This window comes from Laspinema olomoucense D3b, from assembly GCF_025370785.1.
Taxonomy (GTDB): domain Bacteria; phylum Cyanobacteriota; class Cyanobacteriia; order Cyanobacteriales; family Laspinemataceae; genus Laspinema; species Laspinema olomoucense.
This window is the reverse complement of record NZ_JAMXFA010000068.1, coordinates 1-17647: the sequence shown is the minus strand read 5'-3', so window position 1 is coordinate 17647 and position 17647 is coordinate 1. Positions and strand designations below refer to the sequence as shown.

The following is a 17647-nucleotide window of genomic DNA, read 5'->3' as shown; positions in this document are numbered from 1 at the left end:
TTGCTTCGCGCTCTTCCCTCCTTCGGCTGATGGACATTTCTTATTTTCCTCTGCCTAGAGTGACAAAAGAGGGATAAAACCTCTTCGGCAACAATTCGTCGGGATGCTCCGTTTGCTTCTTCAACCCCCAACCCAGTCAGCCGTCAACTCGAAGATGTCAGGGGATCGCCATTCTGGGCAGGAGAATCTTTTTCGGGCTCATCCGCCTGTTCCCAATCCGCTAATCCACCAAAATCTCGCTCCACCAAAGCTTCTAAGTCGGATTGACTCCAGGGGGATTCGTCCGGTTGCCGGGTTGATTTCAGAAGCGCTTCGATGGCAATGATATCCAAATGAGTCGGCTGCGATCCTGATGCCAATTCTTGCAAGCGCTGGGCTGGGAGGGTCGATTCCGACGCCAAAATCTCCCATCCGGTGTCGTTAAGGAGTAGTCTCCGGCTTCTCATCTCCGCAATCAGCAGATCTTGCAAACCAATCACGGGCATCAGATCCGCGATCGGTTCTACCCCTCGACCCATCCCCATGCGATCGAGATGTCTACGGAAGGGTTGGAATACCTGAAAAAGTGTTTGATTGATCTGCTCCCACAAGCGCAACAGATCCGAAAATTTTAGGTAAGGTAAGCGTTCCACAATTTCATCGAAGGCCGCCGCTGAGTTGGGTGCAGTCATGACATTCCTGACCAACTTCGTTAAGGGCAATTCTCCGGTGATATAGGCATTGAGCTCATCCACCGTCACTCCCAAGAAATTTAGGAGCGCTTCTCGGTTTTTTTTGTAAACATTGGTGCTTTCCCCAGCTTTTAATCGCCGAAATGCACTGCGTTCCATCCCAATCCGCTGCGCTAGGGCCGTATCATTCGGTTCTCCTAAAATTTCACCGAGAAACCTTGCCAACTGCGCCAAACGCATCTGCGGCGTTGCTTCTTCTTCCTTGCGATCGCTCACTTAGCACTTAGTCGTAATGTTGCTACAACCCACCCAATCAATTTTGACTAACCCCTGAACTTGTCACATTTCTTTACAGAATTGACTCGATAAAACCTTGACAGTTACGACCAATTTCATTAACCTGAATGTAACGAGCAAATGAACGTCATCTGCTCATAAGCTCGCAAAAGCCCAGTAGGGTTCGTCTATTGTGGCTCTAGGGGCTTCTACATGAAGCAAAAACAGGGGGGCGGATCCCCTTGATTAACCCAAATCAGCGATCGAGATTGTACCATGCCTGCTATTTCTATCCTGAGCGAGCAAGGTAGCGGGACCCTGTTCCGTCCCCTTTCAAAACTGCGATCGCCCCCAGGGGAGTGGGACTTCCTCTACCGCATTCCGAAAACGTTAGCTGGCCTTGGCTAAACCGCCATTTGCTTCTTGTTGAGCAAGACCCATGACAAATTCTTCCTCTAAATCTAGTGCTCTGGCAATTCGGACCAGATCAGCTTCGGAGGCAACTGCCCCAGCGGCGATCGCCTCCAGTCGAGACTCTGTAATCGTGGTTTCTTCTTGTAAAACTTTATAGTTGTCAAGAACTAGAGCAGCCAGAGAGTGGTAGTTGAGGGGAGGGGTCGCATATCCGCCCTCCAGGACCGCCGCTTTGATGGTTTCTTCTATCCAGGATTGGATCGTGACGCCTTCATCGGCCACCAGGCGCTTAAGCCCTCGGTGAATCCACTCGGGCAGTACAAGATTAAGACGTTTGTGTTTTTTTGGAGTTGCCATTGGGAAAAAGCGTGTTCTGCTCACCATCTTAGCTTTCACCCCTTGTGAATCTTGGCGCTTTAACAAAGTTTACAAGGACAGCAATTGCTAGTAATGCGGTAAATGCTATCTTTATTTTAACAAGGAAAGTGTCATGGCTCTAAGGAGGACTCACTCTGACTAACTTGGCGATCGGCGATATCGCATTCTTCCACCCACAGAAATCTACGAAGCAAGGGACAATACGATTTGACTCTTTATTGACAAATCAACAAGGTCCATGCCTGCTAGACAACCCCCTCCATACACACCCCAAAACAAAAGACCGGCACTTCAAAACGTTGAAATCGAGCTTCACTGCCGACTAGACGAGTTAATGGAGGAGCGGGGTCTGACTCAACAGGAGCTCAGTGAAGCGACAAAAATTGGAGCAGCAGCCCTCCGCAATATCCGAGAAAACACCGCTAAGAGGTTTGACAAAGGAACGTTATGCGCCCTGATTAACTACTTCAATTTAGAGTCCCTGGACGAATTGTTCACAATTATTTACAATTCCCAGGATTGACGAATTTTCGATTAATCGATAAAATTAAGCCAGGAAAAAGTCAGAGGAGGGCTAAATCTGACTAACTCGGCGACCGGCGCGATCGTCTCCTTCCAGCAAAAGCCCTTAGTGGGATGGGTCTAATCTAATATCTTAGATAGATAGATAGATAGCTAAAATCCAAGACCATCCAATAAGGATTAACCAGTGGGAAGAAAAATAAAATGCAACCTAGACCAATTTATGGCCAGCAAAGGGCTCACCCAACTTGACCTCAAAAGAGAGACTGGTTTAAGTCCCATCACAGTCCGGGCCTTACAAAACAACCGCTTTAGTCGAATCGATAAGGCCAGTTTAGAAAAACTACTCGACTTCTTTGAGGTTGACTCCCTCGACCAGTTCTTTACAATTCTTCACAATGAAGATGTGTAAATAAATACCTATCTAGCTTAAGATACAAAAAAGAGCGGTGACGGCCGCCCTAAGCACAAATAAATACTGCATCCACTATACCATGAAAGCCTATCAGCATCTACATCTCAAGCGTTTTTTAGCCCAATTCTGCTAAACCTCCGCTTAGAGTACGACTACAGCAGTTTTGGTTCACCGGAACTCCAAAACCAAGCCTAGGAGACGTTAAAACAGTTTTTCAGTCATTCATGGGATCCGGAGAGATTAGTCGATTAAAATACTATCCGTCACCTAAGAGGCGGATTGTTCATGGATAATTCCAACAAACGACAACCACCCCCACTCCCAGATGAACGCCCTGCCGTACTTAAGTTTGGTTCAGAGATTGAAATCGTCTGTAATTTAGACGCCATCATGCAATCCCGAGGAATCAGTCAAATGGCCCTAAGCCAGGAAACCGGACTCTCTGCAAGCGTGATTCGTTCTTATCAACGCAATTCAGTCCGACGCTGGGATGCAGGAACGATTCAGGCATTGATTGCATACTTTCATCTCTCCAGTCTAGACGAACTGTTTACAATTCGTTACAAAAAAGGGGTGACAGAATAAACTATAGTTTACTATAGTCTATCAAGAGCGACAAAAAAGAGCGGTACCACCCGCCCTAGCCATATATAAGTAAGGTCATCATATCATGAATAAGGGACAAGCATCTACAGCTAAACCCTGTTTTAGCCCAATTCCGCTAAACCTGCGTTTAGAGTACAACTACAGCAATTTTGGTTCACCGGCGCTCCAAAGCCAAGCCCAGGAAACGTTACAGCAATTTTTCAGTTTCGTCCAGCACACTTTTGTTAGTGGCCTAGAGATTGGGCGCAGCTTTCGCCACATCCTCCAAGAACTGTCCGAAGAGAATGGTTCGACCGAAGCGGCTGAACGGTTTAATGAGTGGCTGGAGTCCTCCGACTTTGGGGGTTCCACTTGGATGGCTCGGTCCCTAATACAAATTTCCCAATGGTTTGACAGCCAACGTCAACGCATCCAAAAGCTCATCCTCAACTCGGTCCAATCCTGGTCCATCAGTGCCGTCAAAGAACTCACCAAAATCAGCGATGAGCATTTACTGGTGAAACTGCTCAAAGCGGGTAAGCAGACCGCCGCCAGCATCCGCCAGACCCGGAAAACGATTACGTTAGGACAACCCGCTACAATTGCCGATTGGCGCTTAATTTCCTACGCCTCCTGCGAGATGGATGAGGAAAGTCTCGCGACCCTGCAAGCGGAGGCCCAACGTCTAGCTCAAATGTCCCAACCGGACGCCACCGAGCCGGTGGTCCTCACCGACCATTTAATTGAGGCGGTGCAAACCCTGACCGATTGGAACATTGATAAACTCATCAAACCCCAACCCAGACGTAAATCTAACCAGGGAATTGCCAACTTCCTCGCCAACTGCGGAGACCCGGATGATGCTATCATCGAAACCCAACTCAAATGGATAGAGCGCGGCCTGGGATTGGATGAGGCAGGTTCTCAACAATTTCGCTCTTGTGTTCGGACCTTGGCGAGGCAAGAAGCTGGGGAAGAGGGTCCAATCGTTCCTCGTCATCGTCATCTCCAAAAAGCGTTGAGTATGCAAAAACTCGCGCCGGTGGTTCCCCAACCGCAGCAGTCGGAACGCCTCGCGGAACTCGAACGCCAAGTCCGGGATTTGAGCGCCCAACTCAAAGAAGCGGACAAAGCGACGGCCCTGATTCATGGATTGCAAGCCCAGCGCGATCGCCTCGAACGAGAAAACCAACAACTGCAAACGTTGCTTCAAGAAAATGCCCAAAAAGATTTAGAAATTCATCTGCTCAAACAACAATTAACTCAGGTGGAGGCCACCCGGTCGGATGAGGTCTTGGAGCAGTTGAGAGCGCAAAACCAACAACTGCTCATTCAACTTGAGCAGATGCAGCAACGATACAATGCCCTAGCTTCAGAAATGGCGGCATCCAAGCAAAGCCTGAAATACAGCGATAACTCAACGTTGGTGGCGAAAGTCATGGCCCTAGAAGCCGAATTAGCGGCACACCAACAAAACTCGCAACAGCCAACCACCCCGGCACAAAATACCCAGGTCAATACTTACAAGGCCCTACTCGCGCAAATGGCCCATCCCATCCCCGCTTCTGCTGTCAACGAAGGCGATCGGGTCTTGGTGGTCAAACCGCAACATCCAGCCACCGGCGAATTTGTCACCGTAACAACTGAGCCGGATTCGGTCAACTTTGTCCATATTAAAACCGATGCAGGTGCAACTTGGCATATCTGCGCGGAAGATTTGCGTTTGGAGGCCATGTTGGGCGATAGGGGCCTGGATTCTATTTCCGAAACCTTTGCCGCTGCTGCCTCGAAACAGTGCCTTCCCGGTTGGACAGAGAAGGGGTATCGCAGCCCTTATGGTCTGTTCTATCGCGGTTGGGCTGCGATCGCCCAGTTTGCCGAGTCTGTCCTACAGGCAGAGTCCACGTTGGAGATGGGTTAATGCATAAGTGAGGTAGGCCAAATCAAAAATCACGGGGGAGCTTGCGCTCACATCAGATGGACTATCTTAGTATAATCAATCTGATGCCTGAACTCACAGAATCCGAACTTAAACAATTTATCGGCACCACCGCCTATCACCGCCACTGGCTCGGCGCTTTCGTGCTGACTGACGGGGTACAATATCTGGCTGAGAAAGGCCAAGCCCATTGGCTGATAGATGCGATCGGCTCGTACCAACCGGATGTCCGCGTCAAAGATGACCCGATGCTGCAAGACTTTCAAGTTTGGGAACTTGCGGTGAAAAACCATTCGGCAGTGCTGACCTTATCACGGGATACTGATGATCCGGTACTAACGCAAAAAATTGAGTACACAGATTTTCCGTTGCCGCACATCAAACTTTATCTCACCCAAAAAGTGTTGATGTTGACCAATGAATATTGATTAGGTATGCGACTGTACCCACACTGAGCAGCCCGGTTTTATATAGCTAACTCTGAGTTTTTGACTCTGCCTCTCCCGTTCAAATTGGAGGCAGAGTCAAACATTCCGCTTACCGAGTACAACCCAAACTATTGTGTTGGTTCTTACTTTTTCCATTTCTAAGGGTATCAAAAATGGATTCTCAAACAACTGCTGTTGATATTTATTTTCCTTCCGAAGAAAGCCACTTCTATCGAGTAATCGTCAGTGCGATAGGCGGTTTATTTCAAGGAGCAGAAATAGGCAGCGGCATAACCGAAGACAAAGGCAACATCCTGGCCATATTCCCCAACCAAGAACTAGCTGACAAGTTTATCCAAGCCTGCCAAAAAATCGAAGGATTGACTACCAAAATCTGGCAATTCACTGAAAAATTTGAACAAAATTAATCACCATGACCAATCAACAGCACCAAATCACCTGCCATTTTGAAGGGTTTGAGTTTGAGTCTGCGCCGACTCCCCAAACTGAAATTCCGAATGCCTACCTCCTGCCGATGGGCATTCCACCGAAACTTTTATCCGCGTTGCAAATCGACAATGAACCCGACAAACGATACATTGTTTTAACGTACCAAGCTACAAACTGCTATGTAGAGGACATTTATAGTGGGCATACCGATTCTTACCGGATCTACTCTGCTTTTATTGACCATTTTGCTGTAGCGATACATTTAATTGGCTGCGACCTAGGTTCCGACGATAGCTATCCAGTTTATAGTTTGTTGTTAGACCAACAAAAAAATCAAATTTGGCTAGGGCAATACATTCATAGCAAAAGGTTTTTAATTAGATGGCAGGAATATACTTACCCTGAGCCAATTTTGACGCCAGAGCAGCGAGAACAAATCCAAACAAATCTCCAAAACTTCTATCAAGAAGTAGTGCAAAATGATGACCAATATCCTCAACTGTCAGCCCAAGAATTTGGGGAGCTAGTCCAAGATTGGATGAGATTTGAGCAGGAAGCCATCTATGCGATTACGGAATACCTTGACCAATATCTTCTCAACGCGCTCAAACTGGCTGAAGAACGTTTGCAAGAGGTTGAAAAGAGCGAAAATGCACAAATCATGATGTATTTATCTTCGTTAATTTACCGTCTAAAACAACGACAAAATTAGGTTTAATTTATGTTCACTTTTGCCCTGATTGTCGGGTTGAATAACACTCCAATCTTGCCACCTCTTAAAATCAACCCGCCAATCATTCTTGTTGCTAACGAAAAACGCTCAAACATTCACCGAGGAAGAGGAAGGCGTGATGAAAATTAGTACCAAAAACTACTCAAAACCCACCTTGCGGCGCTGGACCACTTTTGTGGTGCGCGATGAGGAGTCAGGTTGCATTTACCTGCGAGAACTTATTAATAACCAAATGGGAGCCATATTCTTGAAAATTTCAGGTTTTTGTTCGATTCAGAAAGCCCACGAATTTGCTCGGAGTATCCGAAGCGAATACCGCAAGAAGAATGCGGCACAAGTGCTGGATATTTTGACCAGCAAAATTGGCACATCTATTGGCAAAAAAACTCGCAAAAAGAGTCGATAAACTATGACAAACTTTGCTTTAGCATTAGATTCATATTTGCTAACACTAACCCAAGATTTTGTCTTATCTCCTTCAGGTTTGCTGCTGCCACAAAAATGTTCGGCTTGCAAATCCTACCCGATTGTCATCGATTTGTTCTGTGGGGCCGGTGGATTTAGTTTGGGTTTTATGGAGGCTGGATTTCAAGTTGCTGCGGCGGCTGATAATGATGTTAATGCCGCACTTACCTATATGTACAATTTAGGTGCTTATCCCTGCGAATTTCACTACGGTAATGAGGCTGACCGAACCCAACTGGAAAAAGCAGCAATACGCCACGAAAAACAAAACCAAAATAAATGGGATAGTGCAGCCCAAGTTCCATTTATCAGTGGCGGCGGGTGGCGCTCTGCTCACCCAGAAATTCCAGGTTGTCCCCATTTTTACCTGGGCGATATTTGTCAACTCGAAGGCAAAGAATTGCTCGGTTGGCTCGGACTAGAACGCGGTGAAATTGATGTGATTATTGGCGGGCCACCCTGCCAAGGATTTAGTCGCATCAACCGTAACCGTAGTCCCCTTGACCCGCGCAACCAATTGATTTTCGAGTTTGCCCGTTTAATTTGCGAAATTAACCCCAAGTTTTTCGTACTCGAAAATGTGCCAGAAATCCTAAAAATGACTACCCCAGAAGGAATCCCGGTGTTGGATGCGTTTTGCCAGTGTTTGGACGAGCGCGGTTATAGCAGTTATCAGGCACTTAAATCCTCACTGAAATCTCAACATAATTGGGTCTCTACTCAATCGACTAGCCCAGCAAAAACAAAGTCCCGTAGTAATACGGGTTCAGAATACGAACAACTCGACTTATTTTAGGAGGACTCCGATGTTTTGGATTGGTTATTATCTGTTTTTAGTTGGTGTCGTGAGTTTAGCCGTGAGTCTGCGATTTTGGAGTCATTTATAATGCAACAACTTCAACTGAATTTAGGAACTCACTTTTGGGCTAACTTTGCTGATGTCAGAGGGAGCCACCAAGGATTGCATCCCGAAGCCTTGCGGTTGCGGCGAGTGTGGGATGCGATTGCCAACGGCATAGCTTCGCTTACCGCCTCCTCGCCGTTGGAGTATTCCCGACCGGAGATTCCAGCTAGATTGGGAATCGGTAGCCGCCAATTTGCCAGCACCGTTTATTGGTTAGTCGTCCTCAAGTTGGCTGAGTATCAACAAAACTATCTGATGCCAACGGAACGAGGCCGGTGGCTCTTTGAAAAGTTTGATCCATATTTAGAGTATGCAGAAACGCCTTGTTTACTGCATTATTGGGGGCTAGAACCGCCTTGTCTGATGCCGAGTTGGTGGTGGCTATTCAACCGCTTAAACCATCCAGAATTTGAGGAAGATGGGGTGCGATCGCAACTAACGAAATTCCTCCAGACTCATACTGAGCGACGCAACCCAGCAGAGATGGCGCAAAAAGATTTAACCACGATTTTGAGTTGCTACCAACGGCCCGAATCTTTTGCATGGGGTCGCGGGAGTTTGTTGAGTCCACTCAGGCTGATTCGGGCCACTGAAATCGAATATTTTAAGCGATCCGGCAAGACGGGATTTTACACCCAATATTCGTGGGCATCCAATAACCGTTGCGTTCCGACAAAATGGATTGTGCTGGCAACTGTGCAGTATGCCGATCGAAAACAGACCCGCCAAATCCCACTCGCGCAACTGGCCTACCAACCGAACAGCCCTGGCCAAATATTTAAGTTGGGGGAAGATGCGATCGCCAACCATCTGGAGCAAGCGGAAGGCATCAAGTTAATCCTCGACACCAACAATCGGTTGCAGGCCAAAATCTTGGATAGTTTTCACCACTCACCCAACGGAATCCCAAACTTTTGCTAGTTCACCGAAATCAATCCCCATCACTCTAACCATTTACCAAAAGGATTTTTTATGATGTATGCAATCCAAGCCTCATCATCCAACCCAAACGCTAACGGAACCTCCTCCAAGTCTGCCACCACCCCACCTCTGCGAATGCGTCCCGAAGAATTTTGTGACCGATTTTTACCGTTACGTCATCCCGGTGACAAACTGAATGCTCGGTCTGGCCGTCGTTCCCGGTGTATCCGGTTTTTAGCGGCAGTTTTGAGTAAATTCACCGGCGAAATTATCTTAGAGTCGCGCATCGACAAATGGGGTCCGGGTCTAACTTTCTCGAAGATTCCCTGTCCATTCACCTCTCTTCTGGCATTGCTGGCCCAAGTCTATCCCGACGAAATTCAAAAAATGGGCAACCGCTTTTAATCCTTAGTTCATCCAACAAAAACCTCAACCATCCCCTCCCAATGGAGGGGAATTTTTTCTGTTTAAAATTGACCAGAAATTGTTCGTTTAAGGGTTGCACTATTTAAACTGTCAGACTTTAATAAAAGTAACGAATTGCGACTTCGACCCAAATTAGGACTAAATAGAAAGGCAGCGGATTCGGATTACTAATGCGCTGGGGAAAAATTTTGTATCAATTTAGGCCGGGGTCGTAAATAAACAATAGGTTTAGATTATGCCCAATGGAAGCAAAAACCGTCGAAATACTTGCGGAATATACCCCTTACACAAAAGGGCGTCTAATCGCGCTTTATGGCTGCGGATACGATACCCTCAGACACTACATTGTCGATACCGAGCTACCTTTGGTCGGGTTGAAAGTCCCGAAAGGTCCCAACGGCACTTTCATCGATTTCAACCAGGTGTTGATGGTGCATTTTGCCTGGTTCGGGATTAGCAAGCTCAACATCAACTACGACATCTACCGAGATAGGGTCGTGAAAAAGGGAAAAGCCCTGCGATTGCAGGATGTATTTTTCAAGATGACCGGATGCGGCTCGTTAAAGTTGGCGTTGCAAGAATTTTGGTTGCCCCAGACTACCCACCGAGGGCAACAGATGGTCATGCAATGCCTGATTGATTACATCGAAGAAAAAGGAGAACCCACCCATGCCAAACATCCTCGAACTAGCGACCCAACTGGAACTCGAACCTGACCAAATTGAGTCCGTCTGCGCCATCTTTGGTTTGGCGGTTGATGGAGCCGGAACTATCAACACGCACTCAAGCAAACTCAACCAGCCCTTGCAGCTTGAATCGTTGTTAGAACGGTTACTGGAGAAATCTCGCACCCACAAAATTCCCCTGGAAGTTTTAGCTCAAAAGTTGCTGGACGAAATGATTTTATTAGCTACCCATAAAACCCAGCAACGGGAGCCGCACTCTAACAACAAATTTGATTTAGATGCCTATTTCCAAGCACGTTATGGAGTTGCTCCAGAGCAATTAGCCAAGGGTAGCATCCCGGATTTTATCTACGAAATGCTCAGGACCACCTACCAACCGATGAGCGACCAAATCACGGCAATGGGCTATGAGTTTCTAACGCTGCAAGTCCAGGCCAATCTCACTCAAGGCTGGCAGTCCGACGAACGGGGGAAGTGCAGCGAAGCGATCGCCAGCGCGTTGGAATCGCTCCAAACTGGGATGGACAACTTGCTGGACTGGCAGAAACCGACCAACGTACCGGCCCTGGGTTCGTCACCGTCCCGCAAGCAAATCACGCCTACCTTGTCGAACGAGTAACCGAACGCGCCCGGGCAGACACCGTTCAAACGATCGCCACCTACCAGCACCAAATAAAAATTCAATCTGAAGAACGGCTGGAGGTGGCCCGGTGGTGTGCGATCGCCTCGATAGGAATCCACACATTGACCACCGTCACCACCACCACGATAGCCGTGGCAATCCAGCCCGCCAAACCCTTGCATGAGCGGCTTTTGGTGGGTGGCATCACCGGGATTTGCTTGGGCACGATCGCCTCGGTTGCGTTTATCCAGTACAGCTTCAACCAACTTCGCAAAATTCAATGAAAAATCTACTCAACACTTTGAAAACCCGTGCACGACATCTGGCGATTGGTATCACTTGGTCGAGTTTAGTTGGCGCGGCGATCGGCTGTGTGACACATGGAACAGTAGCAATCGCATTTACTCCGGCCATGTTGGCTGGAGGATTGCTCGTTGGTGCGTTCGTCGTGCCGGTTATTGAGTACCTGTTGTTTCTGCAAGAAGAAAGTGCCTTAAATCCTTGCTGTATCGACACCACGGGCAATATCGTTCACTACTAATTTTTTCTATTAGGAGAGCAAGCCATGACCGTTGCGAATCCAGGACTTGATACAAACTATCCATACCTTGATGAGTTAACTAACGAAATAGCCGACTCAAACTCACGACTGCCGCAGTTAGGCCAACTCAAAGCTAATCTGCTCGGGCTATTACTCAACCGCTATTTAGCTGCTGGATTGGCCGCAGCGTTTGCCACGTTGATGCTTTCGGTGATTGCGATCGTTCACAGCGATGGCATGATGAGCCAAAGCGCAACTCATGTCACCCAAGTCGATCCGGCCAACTGCAACGCGACTGAGGTGGCCTGTTTGGAGGCGATTCGGTCATCCAGCCAAAACCAACTGCAAAATAAACGGATTGGCGAAGTTGCCAAAATCACGCAGTTTGACTTGAACCCAAACAACCCCGAGGCGATGGGCTATCTGCAAATGGCCATCGTCAACGAGGCGACTGCATTCAATACCAGAGTCCAGGAATCCCGGGGCGATCGCAACAACCCCAACTTTGGCAAACACCCGGCTACCATCAAATATGCTTCTGCCATTGAAGCGATGAAAAAGGTCAATCTCGGTGCGGGTGGCGAGGGGTCTACGCTGGTTTGGAATGACCCATCTAACCTAAAAACGGACTCTAACGGAAAACCTGTCCTTGATGAGAATGGCCAACCTCAGCGCCGCTTGGTCTACGAAAAGTTGTCCCCGCACCTGACCCAAGCAGTGGGCATGGTGCAATTGCTCGTAAATATCATGTCCGAAAACCCCAACCTGCCGCAGTCCGATGCGGTGGCGATTGCCCTGGACATGATGAACGGGCAAACCGACCTCAAAACTGCCCTCGTCCCGCTGCTGAGACTGCAAGGATTAGACGCGGTGGCCACCGAATTGGAACGGCGGGATATGTACGGGCGATCGGTCGTACCCAATCCCCCCGAAGATGCCGCACCAGGGCAAGTCAATCCCATCGAATTTTACAACCCATTTCCTGGAGGATTCTGATGTCCTTGAATTTGAAATGGCTGGCACTGGCACCCTTGAGTTGGCTTGTGGGTGGCACGATGTTTGCGGCCTCCTTCGAGCGGGTGGAGCGGGTGCCGGTGCTGGTCAACCCCTACAACAACCAAACTGCTGAGATGTCCTTTGGCGTTCCCACCAACGCAAAAATGATTTTGCTTGTGGGTGGTGGTGCGATCGCCATCGGGGGAACTGCCGCCGCTGCCTTTTTCGGGGTCGGTTCTAGTTTGATCTCAAAGCGCGATGCTAATGAAGAGACGCTGCGCGAACCGCTGACAACACGCATCCCGGTAACGGGAAATCAGCCAGCTAGAACGACGCCTACCGCAACCACAAGGGCAGCCCAAGTCCAACCAAAGACGACCAACCATAATCACGAATCTTTGAACGAGCAGGAGGCGGATAGTTTTGTGGGTGGGGATTTATGGCAGCCGCATGAGACCGAACCGATCGCCGATTCCGTCCGGGCCCCCACACCCGAGCCAATCGTGCTATTGGGATATGGCAATAAAACGCAGACTCAACCCGAACAACCGGAACTCAATCTGGTGCGGCAAGCGGCAGTGTTTGGATGCGGACAAAACTCCGACAACATCAAAGTTCACCTGCTGATTCCGGCCATCACCCAATCGGGCAAGACCAGCACATTGTGCGGGATGATTCGGGAAGTCGTACAAATTTGTCCAGATGTCATCTGGCATGGCGTTGACCCGAAGGGGTCCGTGTTCTTGGGACTCGAACGGTTATGCCATGCCGATGGGTTTCCAGTGATTGTCAGCATTGACCTGGACAAACCTAGCGTTGGCGTTTCGATGGCGGTTGAGTTGCTCCGCAGGGCGATCGGTGAGCAGACTCAACGGAAAAAGCAACGGCAAAAAGCCATGCAGTCGGGCCAAGTTTATGACCCCTCCCCCTACGTTCTCATTTTGGACGAGTGGCCCGCGCTACTCAAAGCTGCCAAAGATTGTGACCTAACCAGTGGCACCAAACACCGCCAAACGATTATTCAGCTAGCGGAGACTTTGGCGTTCGTTGGCTTAGAAGACAAGATTTTCCTCTGGATTGTCTCGCAATCTCCCTATGTCTCTCAGCTTGGTTTTGATGGCTCAGTCAGCGCCCAGTTTTGTACGTTTGCAATCGGTCGAGGTTTCAATATGAAATCGATTGAAGTGTGCAAGAAAGCCATCGAACGCTCAACGAGCGACGATGCCCAAAAAGTCCAACTCTTTGCCAAGCTCAAAAAACTCAGCGAAGCGCGTCCCTATCATCCTGTGTGTTTTTCTAGTGCAGGCGGACAGATTGGCTATGCACCAGACCTCACAGATATCCAGCGGCAACAACTGTTTCGCGCCGAATCCACGGACGACGAAGACATCGCCCATTTGCGTTCATTATCCCCACAGGCCATTGCGTTGGAATTCAATCAGTTTCTGGAACAAAATCGTCCAGATGAGGCAGGGGATGACAAACTTTGACCTGTTTGGCAGACCCCCACCAAAGTCACAAAATTTAGTAGACTTTTCATCTTTTTAATGAGGTACAAGCATGAATTCTTATCCAACTCCCACCGAGAACAATGATGCTCAAACTCAAGCTCAAATTCAGCAAGCGCAAACCCAACTCCAACAAGCCCTTGCTGCCATTCAACGCGCTTCCAATGGTGCTTCAGTTCGGCTCCAGGGTGCGCCTGATGCGATGAAATCGGGCGCAGGAACTGCCATTGATACTATCAATAACGCGGTCGGAAACACACTCAAACACTCGAATCCCAAACATCCCTGGCGCTCTCTGGCGTATTGGTCAATGAGCATCGGTCTGTTCGTCATTGTCACCAGCCTTTTCAGTGCTTGCCAAGGTGCAATTTCAGGTGTTGCCAGCAACGAACCTTTGCCCTACAACGCTCCGGTTGCGGCCAGGACTGGCAACGCCACGGTGCGGGGACTCAAGTTGGTCACGCAGTTAGGAAGTCCGTTGGTTGAGGAGAGCGATCGCACCTTCCGGACTCAACTCATCCGTCAGCAAGGTGGGCCAGTCCCGAACAACGGACCCATCCCAGTAGACCGCAGCCGAATCATGAACGTGCGAACCAACGTGGAGCAGTATCAATCTCGATAAAACTACAGCAGGCGACGGTATCTCAAAACTGGTCGCTTGCTGTTATTTATTCAGTTTTGGAGCTAACTCATGAACGAATTAACCGACAGAAATGGACGCCCTCTTAAAGGTGCGGCATTGCAGGCTAGACTCAGCGCATTGCAACGGCAAGAACTGGAAACTAAAGCTAGACAGTATTTACAGAAACATCCTCCTTTAGACTGGCCTAAACTTGATATTGAGGAGAAGATTCCAGTTTTAGTGTCTCTGAATAATTTGCTTGAAGATTCTTCAGGTTCTTCGGAGATTCAGACTATTAATATTCAAACTATCGATGCCCAGCAAACTAAAATAAAATGGGCAGACTTGGCAATTTTTCAGGCGATTAAAGCATCAGGATATATCTGTGCAATGGCAGGAGGAACCGTCTTACTGTTTCTGACAATTCATGGCGGCGAAATATCAGATGTGAAAGATGCGGGAACAACATTCGGGGCAGGAGTGGCTCTCATCAAGTTCTGTTACGACCAAGAAAATAAGGAAGAAACATGAAACGCTGGATAATCATTCCTCGGGTCCCAGGTTTGCTCGTCCTGCTCATGCTGGTGTTGTTCGGACTCGACATGGCAAAACCAGGAATCGGACAATTTGCACTTATTCCCAGTTTAAGAAAATCAGCCTCACAGTCGATTCAAACGATTCCCAAACCTAAAATTATCCCGACCCTGCCCGCACCTCCAACGCCAGCCGCCGCAACAAATGAGCCACTCCAACCGCCACCTCAACGCGCCAACTGCACAGCAGTCGAAGTCTATGCCGGTCACTGCCAAGCATTATGAACCAAACCTCACTTGATGTACTCCAGCAATTAGAGCCAGAATTCCAATATCGTGAACTCAAAGGACGAGAACTGCGAACCGAGCGCCAACTCCAAGAACAACGCGATCGCATCGAAGCGGAGAACCAACAATTCCTGGCTCATCTGGAATCCCAGGCGGCTGAGAAAGAACGAGCGATCGCCCAACATCATGCAGCGGTGAGTCGAGGTAATGCCGTCTGTGCGATCGCCTCTGTAACCTTGCTCTCGTTCATGTTAATCCCCGACCTGAACCGTATGGCCGAAAGCACCCTCAAACTTTATGAGTGGACTCATTCACCGACAACAACAACGACGGCAACCACGGTAACCAATGCGACTCACCAGGAACCCAGCAAGACAACAGCCCCAGATGCTCAAACAAAAGTCGCACCATTCAAACCACTGAAACAACATCGCGGTCCTCATTTTTACGATGATACCCCAACAGGTTCTTATGATTATGTGCTTGAACGGGACGGGTCAACAGCCGTCCCTATCCCTTCCCCTTGCAATGGAGTCATTGGCCGGGTATGGTTCCAAGGTCGGACAGGAAACCTCTCCACGGGTTTTGGTGCGGGCCAGATTGTTGAGGTTGCCTGTGACGGTGGCAAACTTTGGCTGTTTGGGCATTTGGTAAAGGGGTCTCAGACAAAACAACCGGGCGAGCTCATTACCAAAGGAGAGGCGATCGGCATCCAGGGTCAAACCGGGCGGACAAGTGGCGTTCACGTCCACAACCAAATTCACGAATATTCCATTGGTGCAGACGGGGTGCCCGTGCGCGGCGATCGCATCACTGATCGCTCCCTCACCCAACCCCTCATCGATGACTATCGCGATTTCTTGGCAACAGGAGGCACGTCACATTGAAACTTTTGCATAAGATTCTAATAGGAGCCAGCCTCGGTGCGATCGCCATCGGTGGAATCAACCACCAAATCAATGTGATGCCCTGCCAGTTGCTCGAACCTGGGGCCAAGCAGATGTGCGAACTGGCAACCATTCCCGACACTGCCGCTGCTGCTCAAAGTGGGTTTATCCTAGCTGGAACGGTGACGGCAGTAGGTCTGGGGTTGTTTGCTATCAAAAAATCCCGCTCAGGCGGTAACCACAAACTAATAGGCGATCGCGCATATCAGAACGAGAATTGCCTCGTTGGTCATCCTAACTTGAACCCGGACTCGTTCGGTTCAGCCACCAATGTCGGCGAATTGTATGCCCAACAGTTAATGCAACGTCTCGCCCAACCCGTACCCCAGCAGCGGGAGTTTCCGTGGAATTGGTTGATTTACTCTGCGGTTGGCATTGCTGTAGCTACCGCCTTGAGTAACCCCACAACTCTTCAAACGATTGCCCAGACTCCAATCGTTAAACCCACAGTCAATGCTATCCATCAAGTCACCTACCGAACTCCCCCAGCAATAGCCGATGTCGCCAAGAATATGGATTCGATTGCTGTGTTGGCGATCGGTCACGCTGAGGGAAACATGACTGCATCCGGACAATACACGAGTTTAATCCACGGACACATTGACCCAAGTCTGATTGGAGGCAGAAGAGTTCTCAACAAAGGCTGGTGCAGCAATTATGGACGTGGCGGCACATTAGAAGAAGCCAATAAAGGATGCTTGGAGCGGACACAATCACGAGTGAATCTGATTGCTTCCCGCATGGAAAAACACGGTCTACCACCGGAACAAAATTTTGAACTATTTTTAAACATTCTCGACTTGTGGAATCAGGCATCACCCAGAGTTAGCGATGTTGCTCCCAAAGTGGCGGGTGATTTACACAAGAAAAGATTACGAGGAGAAGACTTGATTCTGACCACAAGAGTCGAGTCTTTTCGGGATGAAAACTCAGGTCAATTGAGTGCAGGTGGCTTGTTCAATATTTGTGCTAATCCTCGCAACCAAGCTCATGATTTCGTCAAGTCTTATCCGCATCGCTCTGAAAAGTGGCGGGCCGCTTGCATCCGCTGGGACCAGAACAGACGAGCAACAGCGATTAGAAATGTATTGAAATATCGGGGGTATCTACGGTGAAAGACTTTATTTTAGGCACATTATTCGGTGGTGGACTGGTCTGCGGAGTCTATTTCGGCTGGGTCACTTTCAATTTTGAATTCTTTGGAATTAGCATTAACAGCGATCAACTCGAAAATGCCAGCGCCGCCCAGTGCAGAGCCGAAATCAAACGGGCTAATCAACGCGCTTTTGCCTCAGATAGAGCAGGGCAAGCTCATCTAATTTGGTATAAATTGTACTTGACAAAAAAGCAATTATAGGGTTTGCCCCATTTAATGAT

The 17647-nt window shown here is 48.7% G+C and carries 25 protein-coding genes; 23 read left to right on the top strand and 2 right to left on the bottom strand.

Annotated elements, in window-relative coordinates; genetic code table 11:
* Positions 1-143: 143 nt before the first annotated feature.
* Entirely contained in the window at positions 144-947 is an 804-nt protein-coding gene (locus NG792_RS27815; protein WP_261237648.1) for a helix-turn-helix domain-containing protein, read from the bottom strand.
* A 276-nt stretch (positions 948-1223) separates the two neighbouring features.
* Here NG792_RS27815 and NG792_RS27810 point away from each other — a divergent pair, with 276 nt between their 5' ends.
* Positions 1224-1355 carry a hypothetical protein gene (locus tag NG792_RS27810; RefSeq protein ID WP_261237646.1) on the top strand — a complete coding sequence of 44 codons (132 nt, stop codon included), beginning with the start codon at positions 1224-1226 and terminating at the stop codon, positions 1353-1355.
* On the opposite strand, the gene NG792_RS27805 is transcribed toward NG792_RS27810, so the two are convergent.
* On the bottom strand, positions 1338-1718 hold the full coding sequence (locus tag NG792_RS27805) for a hypothetical protein (protein ID WP_261237645.1): 381 nt from the start codon (positions 1716-1718) through the stop codon (positions 1338-1340). The two genes, NG792_RS27810 and NG792_RS27805, sit on opposite strands and share 18 nt — an antisense overlap.
* A gap of 259 nt (positions 1719-1977) precedes the next feature.
* On the opposite strand from NG792_RS27805, the gene NG792_RS27800 reads away from it, so the two are divergent.
* The 22 genes from NG792_RS27800 (at position 1978) to NG792_RS27695 (ending at position 17627) form a co-directional block, all read left to right on the top strand.
* The gene (locus NG792_RS27800; RefSeq protein WP_261237643.1) at positions 1978-2262 is read left to right on the top strand and encodes a helix-turn-helix domain-containing protein; all 285 of its coding nucleotides are present in this window, start codon (positions 1978-1980) and stop codon (positions 2260-2262) included.
* Positions 2263-2448: 186 nt separating this feature from the next.
* Complete coding sequence (locus NG792_RS27795; RefSeq protein ID WP_261237642.1) at positions 2449-2673, top strand: helix-turn-helix domain-containing protein; 225 nt, start codon at positions 2449-2451, stop codon at positions 2671-2673.
* 288 nt (positions 2674-2961) lie between these two features.
* Positions 2962-3261 (top strand): helix-turn-helix domain-containing protein, encoded by a 300-nt coding sequence (locus NG792_RS27790; RefSeq protein WP_261237641.1) that lies wholly within the window; start codon positions 2962-2964, stop codon positions 3259-3261.
* 85 nt (positions 3262-3346) lie between these two features.
* Positions 3347-5182, top strand: coding sequence for a hypothetical protein (locus NG792_RS27785; protein WP_261237640.1), 1836 nt, complete (start codon positions 3347-3349; stop codon positions 5180-5182).
* A gap of 83 nt (positions 5183-5265) precedes the next feature.
* Positions 5266-5628 (top strand): DUF6876 family protein, encoded by a 363-nt coding sequence (locus NG792_RS27780; protein ID WP_261237638.1) that lies wholly within the window; start codon positions 5266-5268, stop codon positions 5626-5628.
* Between the two features lie 173 nt (positions 5629-5801).
* A complete protein-coding gene (locus NG792_RS27775) occupies positions 5802-6056 on the top strand; it encodes a hypothetical protein (RefSeq protein ID WP_261237637.1) in 255 nt (84 codons plus the stop codon).
* A gap of 5 nt (positions 6057-6061) precedes the next feature.
* Positions 6062-6790 (top strand): hypothetical protein, encoded by a 729-nt coding sequence (locus NG792_RS27770; RefSeq protein ID WP_261237636.1) that lies wholly within the window; start codon positions 6062-6064, stop codon positions 6788-6790.
* 139 nt (positions 6791-6929) lie between these two features.
* A complete protein-coding gene (locus NG792_RS27765) occupies positions 6930-7217 on the top strand; it encodes a hypothetical protein (RefSeq protein ID WP_261237635.1) in 288 nt (95 codons plus the stop codon).
* A gap of 3 nt (positions 7218-7220) precedes the next feature.
* Positions 7221-8072, top strand: a complete 852-nt coding sequence (locus NG792_RS27760) for a DNA cytosine methyltransferase (protein ID WP_261237634.1) — start codon at positions 7221-7223, stop codon at positions 8070-8072.
* Between the two features lie 90 nt (positions 8073-8162).
* Positions 8163-9101, top strand: coding sequence for a DUF4007 family protein (locus tag NG792_RS27755; RefSeq protein WP_261237633.1), 939 nt, complete (start codon positions 8163-8165; stop codon positions 9099-9101).
* Positions 9102-9152: 51 nt separating this feature from the next.
* Positions 9153-9506, top strand: a complete 354-nt coding sequence (locus NG792_RS27750; protein WP_261237632.1) for a hypothetical protein — start codon at positions 9153-9155, stop codon at positions 9504-9506.
* Between the two features lie 263 nt (positions 9507-9769).
* Positions 9770-10243 carry a hypothetical protein gene (locus tag NG792_RS27745; protein ID WP_261237631.1) on the top strand — a complete coding sequence of 158 codons (474 nt, stop codon included), beginning with the start codon at positions 9770-9772 and terminating at the stop codon, positions 10241-10243.
* Positions 10197-10832 carry a hypothetical protein gene (locus NG792_RS27740; RefSeq protein ID WP_261237629.1) on the top strand — a complete coding sequence of 212 codons (636 nt, stop codon included), beginning with the start codon at positions 10197-10199 and terminating at the stop codon, positions 10830-10832. Before NG792_RS27745 ends, NG792_RS27740 begins: the two co-directional genes overlap by 47 nt.
* Before the next feature lie 283 nt (positions 10833-11115).
* Positions 11116-11376: a hypothetical protein gene (locus tag NG792_RS27735; protein ID WP_261237628.1), complete on the top strand. Its 261-nt coding sequence runs from the start codon at positions 11116-11118 to the stop codon at positions 11374-11376.
* Positions 11377-11400: 24 nt separating this feature from the next.
* Positions 11401-12372, top strand: coding sequence for a hypothetical protein (locus tag NG792_RS27730; protein WP_261237627.1), 972 nt, complete (start codon positions 11401-11403; stop codon positions 12370-12372).
* Positions 12372-13862, top strand: a complete 1491-nt coding sequence (locus NG792_RS27725; protein WP_261237626.1) for a type IV secretory system conjugative DNA transfer family protein — start codon at positions 12372-12374, stop codon at positions 13860-13862. The genes NG792_RS27730 and NG792_RS27725 overlap by 1 nt, the downstream gene beginning before the upstream one ends.
* A 70-nt stretch (positions 13863-13932) precedes the next feature.
* Positions 13933-14502: a hypothetical protein gene (locus NG792_RS27720; protein WP_261237625.1), complete on the top strand. Its 570-nt coding sequence runs from the start codon at positions 13933-13935 to the stop codon at positions 14500-14502.
* A 69-nt stretch (positions 14503-14571) separates the two neighbouring features.
* Complete coding sequence (locus NG792_RS27715) at positions 14572-15033, top strand: hypothetical protein (RefSeq protein WP_261237624.1); 462 nt, start codon at positions 14572-14574, stop codon at positions 15031-15033.
* Positions 15030-15320: a hypothetical protein gene (locus NG792_RS27710; RefSeq protein WP_261237623.1), complete on the top strand. Its 291-nt coding sequence runs from the start codon at positions 15030-15032 to the stop codon at positions 15318-15320. The genes NG792_RS27715 and NG792_RS27710 overlap by 4 nt, the downstream gene beginning before the upstream one ends.
* Positions 15317-16210 carry a M23 family metallopeptidase gene (locus NG792_RS27705; RefSeq protein WP_261237621.1) on the top strand — a complete coding sequence of 298 codons (894 nt, stop codon included), beginning with the start codon at positions 15317-15319 and terminating at the stop codon, positions 16208-16210. The genes NG792_RS27710 and NG792_RS27705 overlap by 4 nt, the downstream gene beginning before the upstream one ends.
* On the top strand, positions 16207-17385 hold the full coding sequence (locus NG792_RS27700) for a hypothetical protein (RefSeq protein WP_261237619.1): 1179 nt from the start codon (positions 16207-16209) through the stop codon (positions 17383-17385). Before NG792_RS27705 ends, NG792_RS27700 begins: the two co-directional genes overlap by 4 nt.
* Positions 17382-17627 (top strand): hypothetical protein, encoded by a 246-nt coding sequence (locus NG792_RS27695; RefSeq protein ID WP_261237618.1) that lies wholly within the window; start codon positions 17382-17384, stop codon positions 17625-17627. Before NG792_RS27700 ends, NG792_RS27695 begins: the two co-directional genes overlap by 4 nt.
* Positions 17628-17647 lie beyond the last annotated feature (20 nt).

Coding starts and splice junctions, on each gene's coding strand:
- NG792_RS27810 (WP_261237646.1), top strand. CDS start 1,224: ATGCCTGCTATTTCTATCCTGAGCGAGCAAGGTAGCGGGACCCTGTTC.
- NG792_RS27805 (WP_261237645.1), bottom strand. CDS start 1,718: ATGGCAACTCCAAAAAAACACAAACGTCTTAATCTTGTACTGCCCGAG.
- NG792_RS27800 (WP_261237643.1), top strand. CDS start 1,978: ATGCCTGCTAGACAACCCCCTCCATACACACCCCAAAACAAAAGACCG.
- NG792_RS27790 (WP_261237641.1), top strand. CDS start 2,962: ATGGATAATTCCAACAAACGACAACCACCCCCACTCCCAGATGAACGC.
- NG792_RS27785 (WP_261237640.1), top strand. CDS start 3,347: ATGAATAAGGGACAAGCATCTACAGCTAAACCCTGTTTTAGCCCAATT.
- NG792_RS27780 (WP_261237638.1), top strand. CDS start 5,266: ATGCCTGAACTCACAGAATCCGAACTTAAACAATTTATCGGCACCACC.
- NG792_RS27775 (WP_261237637.1), top strand. CDS start 5,802: ATGGATTCTCAAACAACTGCTGTTGATATTTATTTTCCTTCCGAAGAA.
- NG792_RS27770 (WP_261237636.1), top strand. CDS start 6,062: ATGACCAATCAACAGCACCAAATCACCTGCCATTTTGAAGGGTTTGAG.
- NG792_RS27765 (WP_261237635.1), top strand. CDS start 6,930: ATGAAAATTAGTACCAAAAACTACTCAAAACCCACCTTGCGGCGCTGG.
- NG792_RS27760 (WP_261237634.1), top strand. CDS start 7,221: ATGACAAACTTTGCTTTAGCATTAGATTCATATTTGCTAACACTAACC.
- NG792_RS27755 (WP_261237633.1), top strand. CDS start 8,163: ATGCAACAACTTCAACTGAATTTAGGAACTCACTTTTGGGCTAACTTT.
- NG792_RS27750 (WP_261237632.1), top strand. CDS start 9,153: ATGATGTATGCAATCCAAGCCTCATCATCCAACCCAAACGCTAACGGA.
- NG792_RS27745 (WP_261237631.1), top strand. CDS start 9,770: ATGGAAGCAAAAACCGTCGAAATACTTGCGGAATATACCCCTTACACA.
- NG792_RS27740 (WP_261237629.1), top strand. CDS start 10,197: ATGCCAAACATCCTCGAACTAGCGACCCAACTGGAACTCGAACCTGAC.
- NG792_RS27735 (WP_261237628.1), top strand. CDS start 11,116: ATGAAAAATCTACTCAACACTTTGAAAACCCGTGCACGACATCTGGCG.
- NG792_RS27730 (WP_261237627.1), top strand. CDS start 11,401: ATGACCGTTGCGAATCCAGGACTTGATACAAACTATCCATACCTTGAT.
- NG792_RS27725 (WP_261237626.1), top strand. CDS start 12,372: ATGTCCTTGAATTTGAAATGGCTGGCACTGGCACCCTTGAGTTGGCTT.
- NG792_RS27720 (WP_261237625.1), top strand. CDS start 13,933: ATGAATTCTTATCCAACTCCCACCGAGAACAATGATGCTCAAACTCAA.
- NG792_RS27715 (WP_261237624.1), top strand. CDS start 14,572: ATGAACGAATTAACCGACAGAAATGGACGCCCTCTTAAAGGTGCGGCA.
- NG792_RS27710 (WP_261237623.1), top strand. CDS start 15,030: ATGAAACGCTGGATAATCATTCCTCGGGTCCCAGGTTTGCTCGTCCTG.
- NG792_RS27705 (WP_261237621.1), top strand. CDS start 15,317: ATGAACCAAACCTCACTTGATGTACTCCAGCAATTAGAGCCAGAATTC.